General features: G+C 61.7%; 20 protein-coding genes. 9 read left to right on the top strand and 11 right to left on the bottom strand.

Translation table 11 applies throughout. From position 1 onward, the window contains the following. Positions 1-105: 105 nt before the first annotated feature. From JQ574_RS13375 to JQ574_RS13360, 4 genes are all read left to right on the top strand, one after another. Positions 106-531, top strand: a complete 426-nt coding sequence (locus tag JQ574_RS13375) for a hypothetical protein (RefSeq protein ID WP_212209223.1) — start codon at positions 106-108, stop codon at positions 529-531. 119 nt (positions 532-650) lie between these two features. Next, complete coding sequence (locus JQ574_RS13370) at positions 651-794, top strand: hypothetical protein (RefSeq protein ID WP_212209224.1); 144 nt, start codon at positions 651-653, stop codon at positions 792-794. 101 nt (positions 795-895) lie between these two features. After that, on the top strand, positions 896-2,311 hold the full coding sequence (murC, locus tag JQ574_RS13365; protein WP_283813717.1) for a UDP-N-acetylmuramate--L-alanine ligase: 1,416 nt from the start codon (positions 896-898) through the stop codon (positions 2,309-2,311). 113 nt (positions 2,312-2,424) lie between these two features. After that, positions 2,425-3,168 (top strand): enoyl-CoA hydratase/isomerase family protein, encoded by a 744-nt coding sequence (locus JQ574_RS13360; RefSeq protein ID WP_212209226.1) that lies wholly within the window; start codon positions 2,425-2,427, stop codon positions 3,166-3,168. A gap of 107 nt (positions 3,169-3,275) precedes the next feature. Here JQ574_RS13360 and JQ574_RS13355 read toward each other — a convergent pair whose 3' ends face one another. The 4 genes from JQ574_RS13355 to JQ574_RS13340 form a co-directional block, all read right to left on the bottom strand. Beyond that, on the bottom strand, positions 3,276-4,265 hold the full coding sequence (locus tag JQ574_RS13355) for a tripartite tricarboxylate transporter substrate binding protein (protein ID WP_212209227.1): 990 nt from the start codon (positions 4,263-4,265) through the stop codon (positions 3,276-3,278). A 49-nt stretch (positions 4,266-4,314) separates the two neighbouring features. Then, on the bottom strand, positions 4,315-4,602 hold the full coding sequence (locus JQ574_RS13350; RefSeq protein WP_212209228.1) for a hypothetical protein: 288 nt from the start codon (positions 4,600-4,602) through the stop codon (positions 4,315-4,317). Positions 4,603-4,838: 236 nt separating this feature from the next. Beyond that, on the bottom strand, positions 4,839-5,198 hold the full coding sequence (locus JQ574_RS13345; protein ID WP_212209229.1) for a PRC-barrel domain-containing protein: 360 nt from the start codon (positions 5,196-5,198) through the stop codon (positions 4,839-4,841). Between the two features lie 263 nt (positions 5,199-5,461). Then, positions 5,462-5,839 (bottom strand): VOC family protein, encoded by a 378-nt coding sequence (locus tag JQ574_RS13340; protein ID WP_192738521.1) that lies wholly within the window; start codon positions 5,837-5,839, stop codon positions 5,462-5,464. 224 nt (positions 5,840-6,063) lie between these two features. Here JQ574_RS13340 and JQ574_RS13335 point away from each other — a divergent pair, with 224 nt between their 5' ends. Continuing rightward, a complete protein-coding gene (locus JQ574_RS13335; RefSeq protein WP_212383592.1) occupies positions 6,064-7,197 on the top strand; it encodes a mandelate racemase/muconate lactonizing enzyme family protein in 1,134 nt (377 codons plus the stop codon). 11 nt (positions 7,198-7,208) lie between these two features. On the opposite strand, the gene JQ574_RS13330 is transcribed toward JQ574_RS13335, so the two are convergent. Beyond that, positions 7,209-7,595 (bottom strand): response regulator, encoded by a 387-nt coding sequence (locus JQ574_RS13330; RefSeq protein WP_212209231.1) that lies wholly within the window; start codon positions 7,593-7,595, stop codon positions 7,209-7,211. A gap of 315 nt (positions 7,596-7,910) precedes the next feature. Between JQ574_RS13330 and JQ574_RS13325 the strand changes: the two genes are divergently transcribed. Next, on the top strand, positions 7,911-9,062 hold the full coding sequence (locus tag JQ574_RS13325; RefSeq protein ID WP_212209232.1) for a DJ-1/PfpI family protein: 1,152 nt from the start codon (positions 7,911-7,913) through the stop codon (positions 9,060-9,062). 20 nt (positions 9,063-9,082) lie between these two features. Here the strand turns inward: JQ574_RS13325 and JQ574_RS13320 are convergent, their stop codons facing one another. Next, positions 9,083-10,159 (bottom strand): flavodoxin family protein, encoded by a 1,077-nt coding sequence (locus tag JQ574_RS13320; RefSeq protein ID WP_212209233.1) that lies wholly within the window; start codon positions 10,157-10,159, stop codon positions 9,083-9,085. A gap of 263 nt (positions 10,160-10,422) precedes the next feature. Between JQ574_RS13320 and JQ574_RS13315 the strand changes: the two genes are divergently transcribed. Beyond that, positions 10,423-10,845 carry a hypothetical protein gene (locus JQ574_RS13315; RefSeq protein ID WP_212209234.1) on the top strand — a complete coding sequence of 141 codons (423 nt, stop codon included), beginning with the start codon at positions 10,423-10,425 and terminating at the stop codon, positions 10,843-10,845. A 319-nt stretch (positions 10,846-11,164) separates the two neighbouring features. On the opposite strand, the gene JQ574_RS13310 is transcribed toward JQ574_RS13315, so the two are convergent. From JQ574_RS13310 to JQ574_RS13295, 4 genes are all read right to left on the bottom strand, one after another. Further along, positions 11,165-12,340 (bottom strand): PHB depolymerase family esterase, encoded by a 1,176-nt coding sequence (locus tag JQ574_RS13310; protein ID WP_212209235.1) that lies wholly within the window; start codon positions 12,338-12,340, stop codon positions 11,165-11,167. 4 nt (positions 12,341-12,344) lie between these two features. Then, positions 12,345-12,767 (bottom strand): CopG family transcriptional regulator, encoded by a 423-nt coding sequence (locus JQ574_RS13305; RefSeq protein ID WP_212209236.1) that lies wholly within the window; start codon positions 12,765-12,767, stop codon positions 12,345-12,347. A gap of 125 nt (positions 12,768-12,892) precedes the next feature. Continuing rightward, positions 12,893-13,513, bottom strand: coding sequence for a hypothetical protein (locus JQ574_RS13300; RefSeq protein WP_212209237.1), 621 nt, complete (start codon positions 13,511-13,513; stop codon positions 12,893-12,895). 12 nt (positions 13,514-13,525) lie between these two features. Further along, on the bottom strand, positions 13,526-13,843 hold the full coding sequence (locus tag JQ574_RS13295) for a hypothetical protein (protein WP_211997779.1): 318 nt from the start codon (positions 13,841-13,843) through the stop codon (positions 13,526-13,528). A gap of 267 nt (positions 13,844-14,110) precedes the next feature. Between JQ574_RS13295 and JQ574_RS13290 the strand changes: the two genes are divergently transcribed. Both JQ574_RS13290 and JQ574_RS13285 read left to right on the top strand, forming a co-directional pair. Continuing rightward, the gene (locus tag JQ574_RS13290; protein WP_212209238.1) at positions 14,111-14,566 is read left to right on the top strand and encodes a YidB family protein; all 456 of its coding nucleotides are present in this window, start codon (positions 14,111-14,113) and stop codon (positions 14,564-14,566) included. Positions 14,567-14,589: 23 nt separating this feature from the next. After that, positions 14,590-14,850, top strand: coding sequence for a GlsB/YeaQ/YmgE family stress response membrane protein (locus JQ574_RS13285; RefSeq protein ID WP_212209239.1), 261 nt, complete (start codon positions 14,590-14,592; stop codon positions 14,848-14,850). Between the two features lie 987 nt (positions 14,851-15,837). On the opposite strand, the gene sbmA is transcribed toward JQ574_RS13285, so the two are convergent. Continuing rightward, positions 15,838-17,058: a peptide antibiotic transporter SbmA gene (gene sbmA / locus JQ574_RS13280; protein ID WP_212209240.1), complete on the bottom strand. Its 1,221-nt coding sequence runs from the start codon at positions 17,056-17,058 to the stop codon at positions 15,838-15,840. Positions 17,059-17,186: the final 128 nt, after the last annotated feature.

Genomic DNA, 17,186 nt, shown 5'->3' with positions numbered 1-17,186 from the left:
CGTTTTTTGGATCATTAACTACGAGGCGACGCCTCTGTAGCGGTTCGATGCGCCAACCCTTAGTTGGTACCGATTGTTAGTTCTCCTCATGCGAGAGTTTTTTTCATGCGCAGAGACGGCCAGTATGCGGTTTGGTTCAAGACCTCGCGTGGCGAAGGCACCGGCATCGTGCACCTTGCAAATGGCATCATATCGGGCGGCGACAGCTTCTTCACCTATAGCGGCTCCTACCAGGTCGATAACGACCATTTCACCGCGGCGTTGACGACCACGCGGCATGCCGCAGGTCCGCCCACGCTGTTCGGCCTCGACGTGGTCGACGTAGAACTTGCGGGGAGATTCAAGGGCAGGCTGGCGTCGTGCTCGGGAACGGCCAAACAGGCGCCGGGCCTGCCGTTCGAGGCCACGCTGATCCCCCGCGAAGAACAGTCGCCCGAACCCGATCGTAGCCGCGCAGGAAAATTGCCCGATGGCTCCGATGCCAGGCGCCCGGTCCGCCATCCCGTTGTGCGTGGATTATCCAGGGGCTGATCGCGCCCGAGTGGAATTGGAATTATTTAAGGCGGCCTCCGGGCGCGCGCGAAACGGCGCGCCGCAGAAACGCGCCAATTTCGCAGGAGAACGGAATGGCACCCAGGGAGATTTTGCCCATGTCTGAAGTGATACCGTTCCCACCCAAGCCCCAGCCGAAATCGATCGCGGAAGAAACCGCTGAATTCCTGCAACTGCTGGAGCGGATCAGGTCTTCGTCGGATAAGGTCGAGACAGAGGAATTGCAGACAACAGAGGAATAGGCGGACGGGCCCCCAGATTCTTGATTTGACGCGTTTTCTTGAAGCGAACCGGTATCCACTTCGCTGAAAAACGCTTTAATATCGCCGAATCAGGGGGACAGATGAATTTCTCGAAAGCGCATTTCATTGGCATTGCTGGAAAGGGCATGAGCGCAACCGCGCTGCTGCTCCGGCAGATGGGCGTGCAGATCAGCGGCTCCGACGAAGGCTTTTACCCGCCGGTCAGCGACTATCTCAGGAACGAGAAGATCCCGTTTGCCGCGGGATACCGCAAAGAGAACATTCCTGACGATGCCGATGTCATCGTGATCGGCAAGAACGCAAAGCTTCAGCCTGACAGCAATGAAGAAGTTCGCGCGGCAATGGACAGCGGAAAGCTGGTGCGATCGTTTGCGGATTTGCTGCACGACATGACCGCCGGTTCCGAGACGATCGTGGCCGCGGGAAGCTACGGCAAATCGACCTGCTCTGCGCTGCTGGCGTGGTGCCTGAAGGTCTCGAGCAGGGACCCAAGCTATTTTATCGGCGAGATCACCAATGGGTTCGAGCGGCACGCGCACCGCGGGCAGGGCCCGACCTTCGTTCTCGAAGGCGACGAATACCCGGCCTCGAATTGGGACAACAGATCGAAATTCCTTCGCTACAACGCAAAAAACGTCCTGCTCACCTCGGCGACCCACGACCACATCAACGTCTTTCCGACGCACGCGGATTATCTCAGCCCCTTTCAAAGTTTGCTTGGCTCACTGCCTTCGGACGGGCTGCTGGTGGTGTGCAGCAGCGAGCCTCACGCGCGCGCCCTGGCTGGAAGCCTCGCCTGTCCCATTGTTTTTTATGCATTGGACGACAAGGCGCACTGGCATGCCGCCAACATCGCGCGTTGCGCGGAAACCGGTTTCGACCTGATGCGCGGCAGCGAAAAGATCATTCGCCTCTCGACCCGCATGCTCGGCGATCACAACATCGAAAATATCGTCGGCGTCAGCGCGATGCTGCTGGAGAAGAAGCTGCTGTCGCCCGAGGAGCTGAGCGCCGGCATGAGCACATTCCTGGGCGTCAAGCGCCGCATGGAATTGCTCTCGCCCGCATCGAAGCTGCCGGTCTACGAAGGTTTTGGCTCGTCCTACGAAAAGGCCCGGAGCGCCATCGTTGCCACAAAACTCCATTTCCCCGATCGCAGGCTGATCATCGTGTTCGAGCCGCATACCTTCACCTGGCGAAACCGGGCGGCGATATCAGCCTATGACGACGTGTTTGCGGGTGCGTCCCGGGTTTTCATCTATCAGCCGGCATCGCAGGGCGCCGGCACCCATGCCCAATTGACCCAGGATGAAATCGTCGCCCGCGTCAGGGCGGCGAATTACGATGCCGAGGCGATAAGCGACCCGGACGAGGCATTGACGAGATTGGGCGACATCTTGCGGCCGGATGATGTCGTTCTGTTGCTGACCTCAGGCGAGCTAGGCGGGCTGATACGAACCATTCCGCAACTCGTTGAGGCGAAATATCCCGGCTGAAGCGCATATCAGCATGCCGGCTCCTCACGGGTTCTTCGATATTGGCCGGACCGGTGTCGCCACCTATGATCCGCGAAACGGCCCGCCGTCGCGCGGGCATGAGAGGGAAGCCCATGCCAAAAGTCCTGGTTGAAAACAATTCCGACGGCACCACGCTGGTCACGATCAACCGGCCCGAACGCCGCAACGCGATCTGCGCCGAGACGGCGCTGCTGCTGCAGAAAGCCTTTGTGGAGTTCGAGCGCTCGCCGACGCAGAAGGCCGCGGTATTGACCGGCGCCGGCAATGAGGCGTTTTCCGGTGGCGCCGACACCGGCAATTTTCCCGAACTGTGGCGCTGCATTCCGACCGTCGGGTTCGAGACGACAAAACCGATCATCTCGGCGGTCGGCGGCTGGTGCGTCGGCGGCGCGCTGGTGCTGTCGATGATGTGCGATCTCACGGTCGCGGCCGAAAACGCCAAATTTTCCTACCCGGAAGCGCGGATGGGATTCACCGGCGGCATGATCGCAGGGCTCGCCGCGCGGATCCCGCACAAGATCGCGATGGAGATGATGCTGCTGTGCCGCATCGTCGAGGTGCAGCGCGCCTGGAATATCGGCCTCGTCAACGAGGTGGTGCCGGTCGGGCAGCAGGTCGAGGTTGCGCTGAAGATGGCGCGCGAGATGACCGAGTTCTCGCCTTTGGTGCTGAAAACCCTGAAGCGCTTCGTCACCGAAGGCGTCCTGCCGCACGGACCCTCCGAGCAATCCGGCCGCGCCCAGCGCCAGCTTCATGAAGTCAAGGAAAGCGAAGACGCCGTCGAGGCCGCCGCCGCAGTCAAGGAAAAGCGTCGGGCGGTTTACAAGGGACGGTAGTGTTTTCTGTTGCTTCGTAGGGTGGGTTAGCGAAGCGTAACCCACCATCTTCGTGGCCACATCTGCGGTGGGTTACGGCTTCGCCGAACCCACCCTACGGACTGTTCTCAATCCGGCTTCAACCCGCCCGCCCGAACCACCTTGGCCCATTTCTCCGTCTCTTCCGCGATCAGCTTGCCGAAATCGGCCGGCGTGCCCGGCAGCGGTTCGCCGCCGATCGCGGCGAGGCGGGCTTTCATGCGGGCGTCGGCGATGGCCACGTTGATTTCCCTGTTGAGCTTGCCGACGATTTCCGCCGGCGTCCTGGCGGGCGCGCACATGCCGTACCACTGGCTGGTCTCGTAGCCCGGCACGAAATCGCCGACCGGCGGCAGCTCCGGCGCCAATTCCGCCCGCGCCGCCGTGGTCACCGCCAGCGCGCGCAGTCTGCCGCTCGCGATATAATCCGTCGTGCCCGGCGCGGTCGCGAACAGCACCTGCACCTCGCCGCCCAGGAGATCGGTCAGCGCCGGACCCTGGCCGCGATAGGGCACATGCACCATGTTGACGCCGGTCATCATCTTGAACAGCTCGCCCGCCATATGCGGCGCGCTGCCATTGCCGGCGGAGGCCATGTTGACCTTGCCCGGATTGGCCTTGGCATAGGCGATCAATTCAGGGACGGTTTTGACCGGCATCGAGGGATGCAACAGGATGATCATCGGCACGCGGATGATGCCGGCGACCGGGGCGATGTCGCGGATGAAGTTGAACTTCAGATTATTGTAGAGCGCGGCGTTGACCGCGTTCGGCACGGTGGCCAGCAGCAGGGTGTAGCCGTCGGGCGCGGCGCCGACCACGGCCTCGGTGCCGATATTGCCGCCGGCGCCGGTGCGGTTTTCGACCACGAAGGATTGCCCGAGCCGCTCGTTGAGCCACTGGCCGATCAGCCGCGCCGTGATGTCGACGCCGCCGCCGGCGGCAAAACCGGCAACGATGCGCACCGGCCGGGACGGGTAATCCTCCGCCGCGGCGGCATGCGGGAACGCCGGCGCGGCGAGGCCGGCGGCCGTGAGCTGCAGGAATTGTCGGCGTTGAATTTGACGGTGAATTGTCATGGGCGTGCCCCCCGGGGACGCCAATGCTAGCTCAACTTACAGCGCCGGCCTAATCTTCGCGACCCGAGGTCATGGACCTTGCGTTTGAGGATTCGCGGCTCGAGGACACCAGCGCCGAGGTGGCAAACTTCGCGGCTTCGGCTTCGCGAAGCTCCTTGCGAATTCTTCTCGCGTCCCGCAGCGTCCGCTGGATGTTCTTGTCGGCGGAGCCGTCGTCAAAGAACAGCATCGTTTCGCAGCTGATGCACTGCCGGGAATAGCCGCTCTGCAGCCGTCGCGCCTTTTCGCGAAAGCACGATTTGCAGCGGTGGCAGCGGATCTGAACCGAATCGTCCATCGTCTGGTCCCTGGGCCGCGGGCCGTTACCCGTCTTGTTTGGAAGGTCGTTATCGGGCAGCTGTACCGGAGCTTCCTTAAGAGATCGTCCTCGCATCCGGTGGCCATTTAGCTTTCGGCAATGCGATTTCGGGCCAATCCTTTAAGCTTGTCATTAACCGTCCCGAACTTCCGTCCCGCCAAACGAAAAGGCCCGCCTGACAGCGGGCCTTTACAGCCTTTGCGCGGTGGCGGTGGCTACATCGCGATGCCGTAATAGTCGTTGACCGTGCGTACGCGCGCAGGGTCGGACCAGTTCCAGGCGTTGTCGTTGCCGTATCTCGGCGCGCCCTTGAGCTGCGTCTCGGTTATCCCGGTGCGATAGCCGCCGAGATTGGTGTCGTATTTCAGCGACTGCCAGGGCAGCGGATAATGATCGTCACCGATTCCGAGAAAGCCGCCGAAGCTCAACACGGCATACGAGACCTTGCCGCTCATCTTGTCGATCATGACGCGCTCGATCGATCCGATCTTGGTGTCATCGGCGCCGTACACGGCGGTTCCTTCCACCTTGTCGCTGCCGATCAGGGAACCAGTTTCTCTTGCTTCCGTAACCATGGTTGCTCCTCCATTGATCGAGAACGAGCAACCGGCGGAATCACGAATTGTTCCTGCGAAGATTCGACGCGCCAGACTGGCTCGTCATGCCCGGGCTTGTCCCGGGCATCCACGCCTTGGCCTCCACTAAGCAAGAAAGACGTGGATGGCCGGGCATAGGCGAGCGGAAGCGACGCTGTCCTCCAGACGGCTATGCCCGGCCATGACGAAATCTTTTTCAGGTTAGCGAGGCCGAAAATCCTGGATAGACTTTCGGTCCGGCCTCACGCCACGCGGTGCAGCGCGCAGAGCTTGTTGCCATCGGGATCGCGCAAATAGGCGATGTAGAGTTTCACCCCGCTGCCTTCGCGGATGCCCGGCGGATCCTCGCAGGTCTTGCCGCCATGAGCGAGGCCGGCCGCATGAAACGCATCGGCCTGTTCGGGGGAATTGGCGGTAAAGCCGATGGTGCCGCCATTGGCGTGGCATGCTTCCTTGCCGTCGATCGGCTTCGACACCGAGAAGGTGCCGGTTTTGCTGCGGTAGAAGATGCGGTGGCGGTCGACCCGCCCGGGCGGAATGTCGAGCGTGCCCAGCAACGCGTCGTAAAACACCTTGGCCTTTTCCAGATCATTGGTCCCGATCATGACGTGCGAAAACATGTCGTCTTTCTCCCAAAAGTTGCGCCGAGCGATCGGCGACGTTTTGTCCTGTTTTTTGCGAGGTCGAACGTAACAGCGCAGGCCGGAATAGGGAAGTGAATGGCGCCGCCTTCATGCCGCAGCGCCGCGATGTTCGCAAGCGGCGGCAGCATTGACCTCCGGGCCTTTCCGCTTCCTGTTTTCCGGCCTATTGCTAAGGTTCGCGCGGCCGAAACGAACGATCAATGAAAATCACGGATATCCGCACCCATATTTTGCAGGCCACGCTGTCGCAGCCCTTTGCCTATTCGCGGGCGTGGTACGACACGCGCACCGCCATGCTGGTCGAGATCGAGACCGACGGCGGCCTGATCGGCTGGGGCGAATGCTACGGCCCCGCGGCGATCAATTCGGCCGTGGTGAAGAGCGTCGCCCCCTGGCTGATCGGCGAGGACCCGCTGCGCACCGATTTCCTCTGGCAGACCGTCTACGCAAGGCTGCGCGACCACGGCCAAAAGGGCGTCGTCATCGAGGGGCTGAGCGGCATCGACATCGCGCTGTGGGACATCAAGGGCAAGCATTTCGGCGTCCCCGCGCACCAGTTGCTCGGCGGCCGCGTTCGCAGCGAAGTGCAGGCTTACGCCACCGGGCTCTATCGGCGCAAATCCGGTGATCCGCAGCGTTACCTCGCCGAGGAGGCTGCGGGCTACGTTGCCGAAGGATTCAAGGCGGTGAAGCTGAAGGTCGGCTTCGGCGTCGAAGAGGACGCCGCGGTGACGCGCGCGGTGCGCGAGGCGATCGGGCCCGGCATCGCCCTGATGGTCGATGCCAACCACGCCTATGACGCCACGGCCGCGATCCGTCTCGGCCGCATGATCGAGCCGCACGACATCGGATGGTTCGAGGAGCCGGTGCCGCCGGAGGATCTGGCTGCTTACCGCGAAGTGAGGTCGGCGCTATCGATTCCGATCGCCGGCGGCGAGTGCGAATTCACCCGGTTCGGTTTTCGCGATGTTCTGGTCTCGCGTGCGATGGACATCATTCAACCGGACACCTGCGCGGCCGGCGGCCTGTCCGAATGCAAGAAAATCGCCGACATGGCCGAGGCGTTTGGTATCAGGTACAACCCGCATGTCTGGGGCACCGGCATTGCGATTGCCGCCTCGCTGCAACTGCTCGCGGTGCTGCCGACGCATACCCGAAGCTCGCTTGCCCCGTTGCAGCCGATGCTGGAGTTCGACCGCACCGAACATCCGATTCGTCAGGCGATCCTGAAGCGGCCAATCGAACACGAGCGCGGCATCGTCCGCGTGCCCGACGGCCCCGGACTCGGCGTCGAGGTGGACCGCGAGGCGCTCGCGCGGTTTGCGGTGAAGTGAAGGTCCGTTGCCTACGCGGTTGCCGGGCCGGCATTCAGCAGCTGGGAAACCGCTGTGACGAGTTGCGCCGGCGCGAACGGCTTCTGCAACAGCACGCTGTTGGGCACGCCCTGCGATGACCATTCATCCGCAGCCAGGCCCGTCATGTAGATGACCGGACAATGCGGGTCGATCTCCCTGACCTGCCGCGCCACGTCCCAGCCGTTCATCGTGCCCTTCAGGCTGACATCGGTGACGAGCGCCCGGTAGTTCTTGACCCGGCCCCTGACCAGGGTCAGGGCCTCTTCGCCCGATGACAGAATGTCGGTTGCAAAACCGCCTTCGGTCAGCGTCGCCTCAACGACGTCCTGCAGCGGGTACTCGTCTTCGACGACTAGAATGAGTGGCAATTCCGACAACGCTAACCTCTGGCTTGATCGACCGTATTGGGTAAGGTGCGCGGCGCGCCGGCGCCTGCGCCGTTCAACCAACCGGAATCCTGTTCAGTCCATAACGTTGGCAAGATGATGACCTGACGGACGCATAACAGGCATCGAGATTGACCACTGCGCCATTCCCCCCGGAACCGCAGTACGGCGCTGGTTCATCAATTCGTGAACGGTGATGGCGTTCCCGCCGCATGTCTGTTTTTGCGCGATTTACGCCATTTCGGGTCGGCCATGCGCGCAGTAGCTTGCGCGCCCGATCGCAATGAATGTCAGAGCCAAGTAACCATGAACTGGCGACTTGTAAAATGGATCAGCCTCGGCGCCCCGGCACTGTTCGCACTCGTCTTTACGGGCTGGATTTTCACGCTGCCTCCGGCGGTCTCGTTTGCGGCCGCGCCGCCGATCGCGAAAGAGGAGGCCGAGGCCACCATCGCCGCGCTGAAGCCGCCGAAGCGCCAACGTCCGCTGATCGCGATCATCGGCATCAATGACGCCACCGAGACCACCGACTATCTGATGCCCTATGGCATCCTGCGGCGCGCCGATGTGGCCGATGTGGTGACGCTGGCAACCAATCCGGGTCCGATGTCGCTGTTCCCGGTGCTCAAGGTGCAGCCGCAGGCGACCACCGCTGATTTCGACGCGCAGCATCCTGATGGAGCCGACTATGTCATCGTCCCCGCCATGAGCCGGGACGACGATCCGTCCGCGCTGCAATGGATCCGGAGCCAGGCCGCCAAGGGCGCGATCGTCATCGGCGTCTGTGCCGGGGCAAAAGTCGTCGGCGACGCCGGATTGCTCCACGGCAAGCGGGCGACGACGCACTGGTATTCGCTGAAGGAATTGCAGGGCAGGCATCCGTCGATCCGCTATGTCGCGAACCGGCGGCTTGTGGTCGACGGCGCCGTTGCGACGACGACGGGGATATCAGCGTCGATGCCGATGTCACTGACCCTGATCGAGGCCATCGCCGGCCGCGACAAGGCCAAAGCCGTCGGGCGAGACATCGGCCTTGCCGACTGGGACGCGCGTCATGACAGCAGCGCCTTTCAGTTCACGCGCCCATTCGCGCTGACGGCGATGCGCAATGTCCTGGCCTTCTGGAATCGCGAGCAGCTTGGCATCGAACTTTCGCCTGGTATGGACGAAGTGTCGCTGGCCCTCGTCGCGGACGCCTGGTCACGTACCTACCGCTCACGCGCAATGACATTTGCCGCTACCGCCGGCGCGCAGGAAACCCGCAACGGCCTTCGCATTGTGCCCGATGAGGTCGCCGCCAACTGGCCCGCGGAGCGGCGACTGCCTGATATCGGCGCCTCGCCGCCGGCCAAGGCGCTGGACCAGACGCTGGCCGCAATCGAGGCGCGCTACGGCATGCCGACCGCCGACTTTGTCGCGATGCAGCTGGAATATCCGAGGCAAAGCGGGGCGCGGTGATCGCGCTCAAGCAACAGCGCTTACTTGGGCTCCGGCTCAACCAGCCCGTCACCCGGATTTTGCAGTTGTCCAGCAAGCGAAAGCTTGACCGCTGCGCCGAGCGCCTGCGCGACGTTCACGACTTCCTGCTGAAACGCCTTGTCTTCGTCCAGGGCCTGGTGCGCGGTCGCGTAGGGCTCCATGTAGCCGATGTAGCCGTCCCGCTCCGCCATGCCGCCCGCCGAGATCAGCGACATGTCGGTCAGCCAGTCCGCAAGCGAACGGCGCAACGTTTCAGCGCCGACACTGTCGCCATGCGCCACGATGCCGAAATGCCGGCCGGCGAGATGCCGCGGATAAGGCCAGCCCTTCAGTTCGAGCGTCTTCGCTTCGATGGCTTTCTTGCCGTGCGTGGAGGTGGGATCGGGATTGCCGCCGTCGGCGCACACCAGCCGATCCATCATCGCCTTCAGCGCCGTCGGGACATGATACCAGTTCACCGGCGTGATGATCATGATGCCGTGCGCGGCGACCCATTGCGGATAGATCTCGTTCATCCAGTCGTCGGTCTGCCCGAGCGCATAATTGGGATAGCAGCTGCACGGCCAGTGACACAGCGCCATCGAGGTCGAGACGCAGGATTTGCAAGGGTGGATTTGCCGGCCGAATTCCGACGTCAGCCGTGACAGGTCGAGAATGTCGACGGCAAATCCCATCCCCGAAAACACCGGCTCGGCGAGCTTGACGAGACGCCAGGTCTTGGACATCTCGCCCGGGCAGGTATGCTCGCTGCGCGAGGACCCGCTGATGATCAGGATGCGCCTTTGTTCATTTGCATCGTCATGACGTCGCTGCGCAGCTAGAATCGCTTCACGCGCAGCGAGCCAGTCGACGGAAAGTTCGTAAGTGGGATCGGCAAATTCCGGACCCGCCTTGCGCGTCACGGGCGCCTTGCGCGCGTGCGCGTAGGCGTCCCATGCCGCACCGATGATGGCGTCGAGTTCGCGTTGCAGCGGTGCGAAAACCGGGTCGGCAAACCGCCGGCGGTAGCGTTTCTCGAATTCATCGCGGCCGAGCTTGACGGGCGGCATCCCTTTCCGAACATCGAGCTCGGTCATGATCGATCCCAGTTGTTGTCAGCACTATCAACATTTGCGCGGCCCCGCTGGTTCCCATCACCCGAAGTGCTGAATCATTCGTTCAAGCTTTGTCGTCGTTCGGCCGTAGCGTTTTCCAGCCAGGTCGACTCCCAATTCGCGCACGGAAAAGCGCCGCTCGCAGAAGCGCTTACCTTGAGCGAGCGAGGGTTGGACTCGCACCTGCTGTTGGGGCAATCTGGAAAACATACTTGCAGCCATTGCGCGCACAAACGGGAGCTTCCATGAGCGCTATCAATCGCATTCCTTACGGACTATCGGCCGTTGCGGCTTGCTTCTTCACCTTCGCCGCGCCGGCCGGCGCACAACAATTGGCGACCAACGGGATCGGCGTCGCGTCTTGTGAAAAGCTCGCCAAGGACATGAATCCGGCAGAGGGCTTCAACAATGTGACCAACTCCCTGATCTTCTATTGGGTCCAGGGTTACATGAGCGCCGCCAACATCGCGCTGCTGGAGGGCGACAGCCAGTATGTCGATCTCTATTTGATGAACGAAAAGAAGATCCTCCCGCTGATCTACGAATTCTGCCAGAAGAACCCGGGCAAGAAGCCGCTCAGCGTCATCGATCAACTGATCGAGGATACCGACAAGGTCGAAGGCAAGTGGAAGAGCGGCACCGTCCCCTGGGCCGCGGACGACGATTAGAATTCGTTTCCCCCGAGGCGGTACACATAGCTCCCGGTTATGCGCTCGTGTCGGTCCTCTCGGCTTGGGCGCCAGCTGCAGTTTTCGGCTCGTCGATTTGCTCCGCCAGCAGCCTCAACTGTTTTGCTGCTTTTTCTTAGAGCGTTTTCCAGCGAAGTGGATACCGGTTCGCGTCAAGAAAACGCGTCAAATCAAGAATCTAGAGCCCCGTCCCGATTCAATCGGAACGGAAAAGGCTCTAGGCACGCTGCAGCCGCAGCCCGCAGCAATGCGGGCTCTTTTCCTTACAACATGACGCGTTGCAGCTGCTTTGATTCAGCTATGCGACGGGCGGCGACGGGAGCGAATGCTCGAGGAAAAAACGCAGCATTTCCCTTGTGGCATCGGGTCCTCGCGGATCAGTATAGGAGCCCGCGGGGCTGCCTCCCGACCATGCGTGTCCGGCACCGTGCACATTCCAATGCTCCAACATTGCGCGCCCGTTCGCGTCGCTATGAATCGTGCGGGTATAGGCATGGCCTCCCGCTACCTGCCCGCGGTGCACCTTCTCTTGTGTCCTCCTCGTTCTCATAGACTTGAGAATTTGGTCGCCGTTGTTTGGATGCACCGTAGTGTCGCGATCGCCGTGAAAAACAATGGTCGGGACAGGTGGTCCGTCACCTGAAATGACGCTACGAGGGCTGCCACCTTGCCGCATGGCGGCAAATGCAGAGGGTACGTCAGTGGCGGCCCCGCAGGCGAGGCCGGAATGGATTCCAACCGCCGCATACAGATCTTTGTAGGTTGCTCCCATGATAGCCGCAGCGGCGGCCCCGGCCGACAGGCCGCCGACATAGACGCGCCTTTGATCGACCGAATAGTCGTGCATGATTTGACGCGTGATACCTGCGATAAGCGAGGGTTCACCTCTGTCCCGCTGCTGGTCTGCCGTGCGAAACCAATTCCAGCATTTCGCCTGGTTGGCCTTGCTGTGCTGTGCAGGATAGACCACGAAGCAATTTTGTTCTTCTGCAGCAAAGTTCATTCTGGTACCGGCGGCGAAATCGTCCGGTGACTGGGTGCAGCCGTGAAGCATGACGACCAAAGGAAGCGGTTGTCCCTGATAGCGGCTGGGGATGAAAAGCCTGTAGGCGCGACTCCCCGCCGGATTGCTGTAGGCACCCTCGATGAACCTCGCGCCCGCCGGCATGATGTCCGGCATGGACAGCGGCGTGCGATTCAATACACCTCGCAGCGCGATCCCCGAGGGCTCCTTTGCGCGATTCAGCAGCGCTCGGGGCATGCGCGGTTGGGAAGATGCGGACCCAGCCAATTGTGGACTATCCGTCTCCTCAATGGCATTGGCCTTGGCGTCGATGATCATCGCACCGCTGTGCCATGTCGCGTCTGGCGCGCTCTCCCCACGAAGCATGCGCTGAAGGAGTGCGGTGGCCTCAACGAGTTGGCCCGCGCGCGTGAGGCGGGTGGCTTCGCGAACGATGTCCTGCCTAATCATGCCGTCACCGCATCCTGTCGGCGAGAGCGGCTTTGACCGCCGGACTGGCATGCAAAGCTCCCAGCACGGAGACGGAGGCTATGGTCGCGCGCGCAAGCTCGGGCGTGACGTCTTGGGCGATACTGGCAAGGCCGAGGACATTGATGTGGAGTGTCTCACCGGCTCGTCGCGCTGCTTCAAGGTCCTCGCGGCTGTAGTTCCGCAGACCGAGGTCCAGACTTTTTCGGGCCGTTGACTGCTTTACCACGTCTGCGTGACGTTCGAGTTGGTTCCGGATCGCCGTCCGGATAAAATCACTTCGGTTCGAGTAAAATCCTTCCTGAACCATTAGATCGACATGACCAAGGTCGACATAACCAAGATTGATCGTGATTTTTTCGGTGTCAGGGGGCTTAGGTCGAAACTCCTGCACATTGCTCGCCGCCATCACTTAACTCCATACGCCATCTGTATGGATGTTAATTGGATGGTCTGTGGCGCCAATCAAGGTCAAAACCTCTAGGTTCGGCAAAAAAAAACGGCCCGCCGGAGCGGGCCGTCTCGTGGTTTCGCCTATCGAACTCCGCCGCCGTACAGCGCGCGTTCCTTTCGGACCTCATCCGCGCCGTAGGGCTTGCTGGCGGGATCGAACGACTTCCACCCGGTCTTCTGCCAGGCGGCGCTGCGGTCGCGCAGGTTGACGGCGGATTCGTTCAATGCCGTCTCAAAGCGGGAACGATCCGCATCGGCAACGCGTGCCGACACCAGCGTGCCGCCTCGACGAATGCCCTCGGCGTAGGAGTGAGCATCGGCTTCCGAAACGCCGGCTTGCGTGAGCGCGCCGACGATCCCGCCGGTCGCCGCACCTGCGGCCGCGCCAACCGCCGTTGCGGCCAGCCAACCCGCCGCAACAACGGGCCCCAGTCCGGGGATCGCCAGCAAGCCTAGTCCCGCCAGCAGGCCGGCTGCGCCACCGACGCCGGCGCCGATGCCGGCACCCGTGCCGGCACCTTCGGCGCGGTCGTCGGTGCCATCGTGGTCGCGATCCACCTTCTTGTCGGTGTTGAACCAGCCGTCGGAATTATTGGCGACCAGACTGATATCCGAGTGCGGCACGCCGGCGGTTTCGAGCCGTTGGACGGCCTGCCGAGCGTCAGCGTGATTGTCGTATAGGCGAGAGATTGTGACGGTCATTTTTATTGTTCCTTACTTGGCAGTATTGACGTTGCCTTGAAAATCGACGCTCACCGCAGTAGCGGACCCGCTCTTGCTGGCCTTGCCGCGCCACACGCCATTGTCGTCCTTCTTCAGTTCGGTGACGTTGGTGTAGCCGGCATCCTCGATTTTCGACTTGGCTTGTCCTTCGGTAAAACTGTTGCGACCCGCGACAGGAGCGTTGGAGTTGTTTTGTCCGGCGCTGTTGACTGCGTTGTTGTTCGGTCCGGACTGCGCCGGCGGATTTTGCGCCGAGGCCGTGGTGGCCGCCAGCAATCCGATACAAACGAAAAGAACTGAGCGTTTCATAATTTTCTCCAGAGTTTCAGGAGCGGGCCTAATCTCTCGTTATGTCTTTGGTTCCTCCTACCGCGACGTTAAGCGTCTTTCGTCGGCGCCTCGCGACCGGTCAGTATGATCGTTGGCGGCCTTCGGGCCTGTGACCGCCGCCGCCTGCGCGAATGGACAAATCTTTTTAAAACGACGGGCGATGCGATCTGACGGCTGGCGTGGAACCCGGCAGGAACTGGAACGTTACAGGCGCGGTGATTCAGTGATTCAACGAAGGAGACAAAGATGTCCCGCGGGATGCCATCGATGACGGCGCTATTGGGCTTGCTCGCGTTGGCGGGCTATCAGAACAGGGACAAGATCGCCGAGATGCTGAAAGGCGCGACCGGCAATGCGCAGCCGGGGGCCGGCGGCCAGCAAGGTCCGTTGGGCAGCCTGCTCGGCAATCTCAGCGGGGCTTTGGCCGGCGGCGGCGTCGGCGGATTGCTGGGCGGTGGGCTGGGCGAGTTGCTCGAACGCTTCAAGCAGAACGGCCAGGGCGATGCCGCCGAGTCGTGGGTCAGCAAGGGACCGAACAAGGAGCTTCCTGCCCCGCAACTGAAACAGGCCATCGGCGCGGATGTGCTGGCCGAGCTGGAACAGCAGACCGGCCTGTCGCAGGAGGAACTCCTGGCAAGGCTTTCACGCGAACTCCCCACTGCCGTCGATAAATATACGCCCGACGGACGCCTTCCGAGCTGACGCTCACAAACTGAGGTTTTGATATGGGCATTATCTGGACGATCATTATTGGCTTCCTGGCCGGCGTGATAGCGAAGTTCATCATGCCCGGAGACAACGAGCCCTCGGGGTTCATCCTCACGACGATACTCGGCATCGTCGGGGCGTTTGTTGCGTCGTATCTCGGCCAGGCACTCGGCTGGTATCGGCCCGGCGAGGGCGCCGGCCTGATCGGCGCGGTCGTGGGCGCTATCGTGGTCCTGCTTATCTACAGCATGGTTGCAGGTCGCCGCCGCGCGATCTGAGCGTGGTCACCTTTTTCGACATGGCCGGGCATAGCCGTCTGTAGGACGGCGTCGCTTCCGCTCGCCTATGTCCCGGTCATCCACGTCTTTCTTGCCTGATGGAAGCAAGACGTGGATGCCCGGCACCCGTCTCCGCTAGGGCTTCGACGGGGCCACGAGTGGTCGGCCCGCCGAAGCTTTAGCGAAGGCGAAGGCCGGGCGTGACGGTGTTCGGTAAAAGGCGCTATTTCCTTGGAGCATCAGCTGACTGCGGCAATCTGTTGCGACGGGCAAATCACTTCTGATATTCAAAAATCGTGTCAAGTCCTAAATTTCCGAAAATCGAAAATATTTCTCTTCCTTCCACCCCAAATCACCTGCACATAAATAACCATCCCGTCCCATTCAGAGGGGCGTCGGCCGTCGTCATGACGAGGGGCGGGGATGCGGTGGACGCTGATGTTGCGATTGACGGTCGCGGCTGAAGCGTACGGTGAAAGCGTGTGGTCCTGGCGCCCGTAACGGCGTCAAGCCTTTCGGGAGCTAACGCTTCCGAGGGGCGACGGTGGCAATAGAGGCCGTCTCACCGGGGAGAGCGCGTCATAAGCCGTAAGGCCATTGCGCAGGGAATGTCGGATGCTCTCCGCTGCCCTGTATGCTCGTGTGCACCATCTTGTTGCACAATCGCACACGAGACCGCGGGTGCAGCGCGCATCCGGCATTCCCTGCGCCCTCTGAATTCGAGGGTAAGGAAATTTCTCGCAAAGCTCGGGCGCAATGCGCCGCGAGATCGCGAAGCTGCGTTTGAATGATGGTGCATTCAACAACAAACACCGCCGTCGTCCCGGGCTTGACCTCAGATGCGCAATTGCGCATCGGGGGACCCATACGCCGCGGCCCATCGGTAAGCGCTCTGGCGTTAGAGACCTTCTGCAAACAATGACTGCCGCGGCGTATGGGTCCCGGCTCAAGGCCGGGACGACAACTGAGACTTTGGCTGCATCTCCGTCAAATCCCCGCAGGTTCCTTCACATGCTCGATGTCGGGCAGCGGGGCGCCGGCGATCATGGCTTCGAAGCCGCGCAGGCGCTGATAGATCGAGATCAGGTCGACAATCGTGCTCCAGGAGTTGATGAGATATTGAAACGCGTTTCGAACCTGCGTGAACGCATTGAGGATCTGGTTCAAGGTTCCGAGCGTGATCTTGCCGGCCACGATCGTCGGCCCCAGCAGGATGTAGGGAAAGACGACGTCGGTCTGCAGATAGACGATGCGGCCGATGTTGAAGTACAGGAAGTTCAAATAAAGCCGGAAGTAGTTTTTCCGTATGTTGGCGAAAAGCTCGTCGAGCGTCGGCGGATCGGCGCGGGCCGGATCGTCTTCGCCCAGCACGAGCTCCTTGCGGTAGGCGGCTTCGACGCGCTGGTTGAAGAACTCGATGCCCGGCAGCTTGATGCCGATCAGGGCCAGTGCGCCGGTGCCGAGGACCGACCAGATGATCGCAGCGAACACCAGCGGATAGGGAACGGCGCCGATCAGGGGCAGTTCGGTGATGTCGGCGGACAGCTTCACCAGCACCGGCAGGAAGGCGATCAGCGTCAGCACCGCGCTGATGAAGTTGACGCCGAGCTGTTCGGTGATGGTCGCAAATCGCATGGTGTCTTCCTGCACCCGCTGCGAGGCGCCCTCGATGGTGCGCAGCCGCGCCCAGTTCGAGATGTAGAAATCGTTCATCGCGGTACGCCAGCGGAAGATGTAGTGGCTGACGAAGAACCGCGTCAGCACGCCGACGATGACCGCGACCAGCGCAATGCCGGCAAAGGTCGACAATTGCGCATAGAACTGTTCGACCGTGACCGGCGCGGATTTCGAGAGCGCGGCCTGGATCATGTTGTAGAACGGGCCGTACCAGGTGTTGACGGCGACGCTGACCTGGACCTGAAAGTAGGTGGCGAACAGGATCAGGGCGGAGCCCGGAATGGACCAGAGCGCCCAGGGATGCGGCGCGAACCACATCCAGAAGGCGGTGAAGGCACCAACGAAAACGGCGAAGTAGAGATCGAACCACAGCGACCGCGCCGACCAGAAGATGGCAACACCGACGCCTCCCGGTCCCGACGATCCGATCCACTCGCTGGCGAAGCTGTACCAGAGCGTCATCGCCAGCGCCGTCCAGACGATCGCCGACAGGAAGAAGATTTTCGGGCGGGGGAAGAATGAAACGAACATTCAATTGTCTCTCAGGTCAGAGGATTCTCGGTGCCGCTAAAAAGCAACACGTAGGCAACAGATTCTCAGTTGTCATCGCCCACGAATGCGGGCGATCCAGTACTCCGCGGCGCCGGTGACACGCCCGA

This window comes from Bradyrhizobium sp. AUGA SZCCT0158 (assembly GCF_018130065.1).
Classification (GTDB): Bacteria; Pseudomonadota; Alphaproteobacteria; order Rhizobiales; family Xanthobacteraceae; genus Bradyrhizobium.
This window is presented reverse-complemented; position numbering and strand designations above follow the sequence as displayed.

Excerpts from the sequence above, each read along its gene's own strand:
- JQ574_RS13375 (WP_212209223.1), top strand. The coding sequence starts at position 106 with ATGCGCAGAGACGGCCAGTATGCGGTTTGGTTCAAGACCTCGCGTGGC.
- JQ574_RS13370 (WP_212209224.1), top strand. The coding sequence starts at position 651 with ATGTCTGAAGTGATACCGTTCCCACCCAAGCCCCAGCCGAAATCGATC.
- murC (WP_283813717.1), top strand. The coding sequence starts at position 896 with ATGAATTTCTCGAAAGCGCATTTCATTGGCATTGCTGGAAAGGGCATG.
- JQ574_RS13360 (WP_212209226.1), top strand. The coding sequence starts at position 2,425 with ATGCCAAAAGTCCTGGTTGAAAACAATTCCGACGGCACCACGCTGGTC.
- JQ574_RS13355 (WP_212209227.1), bottom strand. The coding sequence starts at position 4,265 with ATGACAATTCACCGTCAAATTCAACGCCGACAATTCCTGCAGCTCACG.
- JQ574_RS13350 (WP_212209228.1), bottom strand. The coding sequence starts at position 4,602 with ATGGACGATTCGGTTCAGATCCGCTGCCACCGCTGCAAATCGTGCTTT.
- JQ574_RS13345 (WP_212209229.1), bottom strand. The coding sequence starts at position 5,198 with ATGGTTACGGAAGCAAGAGAAACTGGTTCCCTGATCGGCAGCGACAAG.
- JQ574_RS13340 (WP_192738521.1), bottom strand. The coding sequence starts at position 5,839 with ATGTTTTCGCACGTCATGATCGGGACCAATGATCTGGAAAAGGCCAAG.
- JQ574_RS13335 (WP_212383592.1), top strand. The coding sequence starts at position 6,064 with ATGAAAATCACGGATATCCGCACCCATATTTTGCAGGCCACGCTGTCG.
- JQ574_RS13325 (WP_212209232.1), top strand. The coding sequence starts at position 7,911 with ATGAACTGGCGACTTGTAAAATGGATCAGCCTCGGCGCCCCGGCACTG.
- JQ574_RS13320 (WP_212209233.1), bottom strand. The coding sequence starts at position 10,159 with ATGACCGAGCTCGATGTTCGGAAAGGGATGCCGCCCGTCAAGCTCGGC.
- JQ574_RS13315 (WP_212209234.1), top strand. The coding sequence starts at position 10,423 with ATGAGCGCTATCAATCGCATTCCTTACGGACTATCGGCCGTTGCGGCT.
- JQ574_RS13310 (WP_212209235.1), bottom strand. The coding sequence starts at position 12,340 with ATGATTAGGCAGGACATCGTTCGCGAAGCCACCCGCCTCACGCGCGCG.
- JQ574_RS13305 (WP_212209236.1), bottom strand. The coding sequence starts at position 12,767 with ATGGCGGCGAGCAATGTGCAGGAGTTTCGACCTAAGCCCCCTGACACC.
- JQ574_RS13300 (WP_212209237.1), bottom strand. The coding sequence starts at position 13,513 with ATGACCGTCACAATCTCTCGCCTATACGACAATCACGCTGACGCTCGG.
- JQ574_RS13295 (WP_211997779.1), bottom strand. The coding sequence starts at position 13,843 with ATGAAACGCTCAGTTCTTTTCGTTTGTATCGGATTGCTGGCGGCCACC.
- JQ574_RS13290 (WP_212209238.1), top strand. The coding sequence starts at position 14,111 with ATGTCCCGCGGGATGCCATCGATGACGGCGCTATTGGGCTTGCTCGCG.
- JQ574_RS13285 (WP_212209239.1), top strand. The coding sequence starts at position 14,590 with ATGGGCATTATCTGGACGATCATTATTGGCTTCCTGGCCGGCGTGATA.
- sbmA (WP_212209240.1), bottom strand. The coding sequence starts at position 17,058 with ATGTTCGTTTCATTCTTCCCCCGCCCGAAAATCTTCTTCCTGTCGGCG.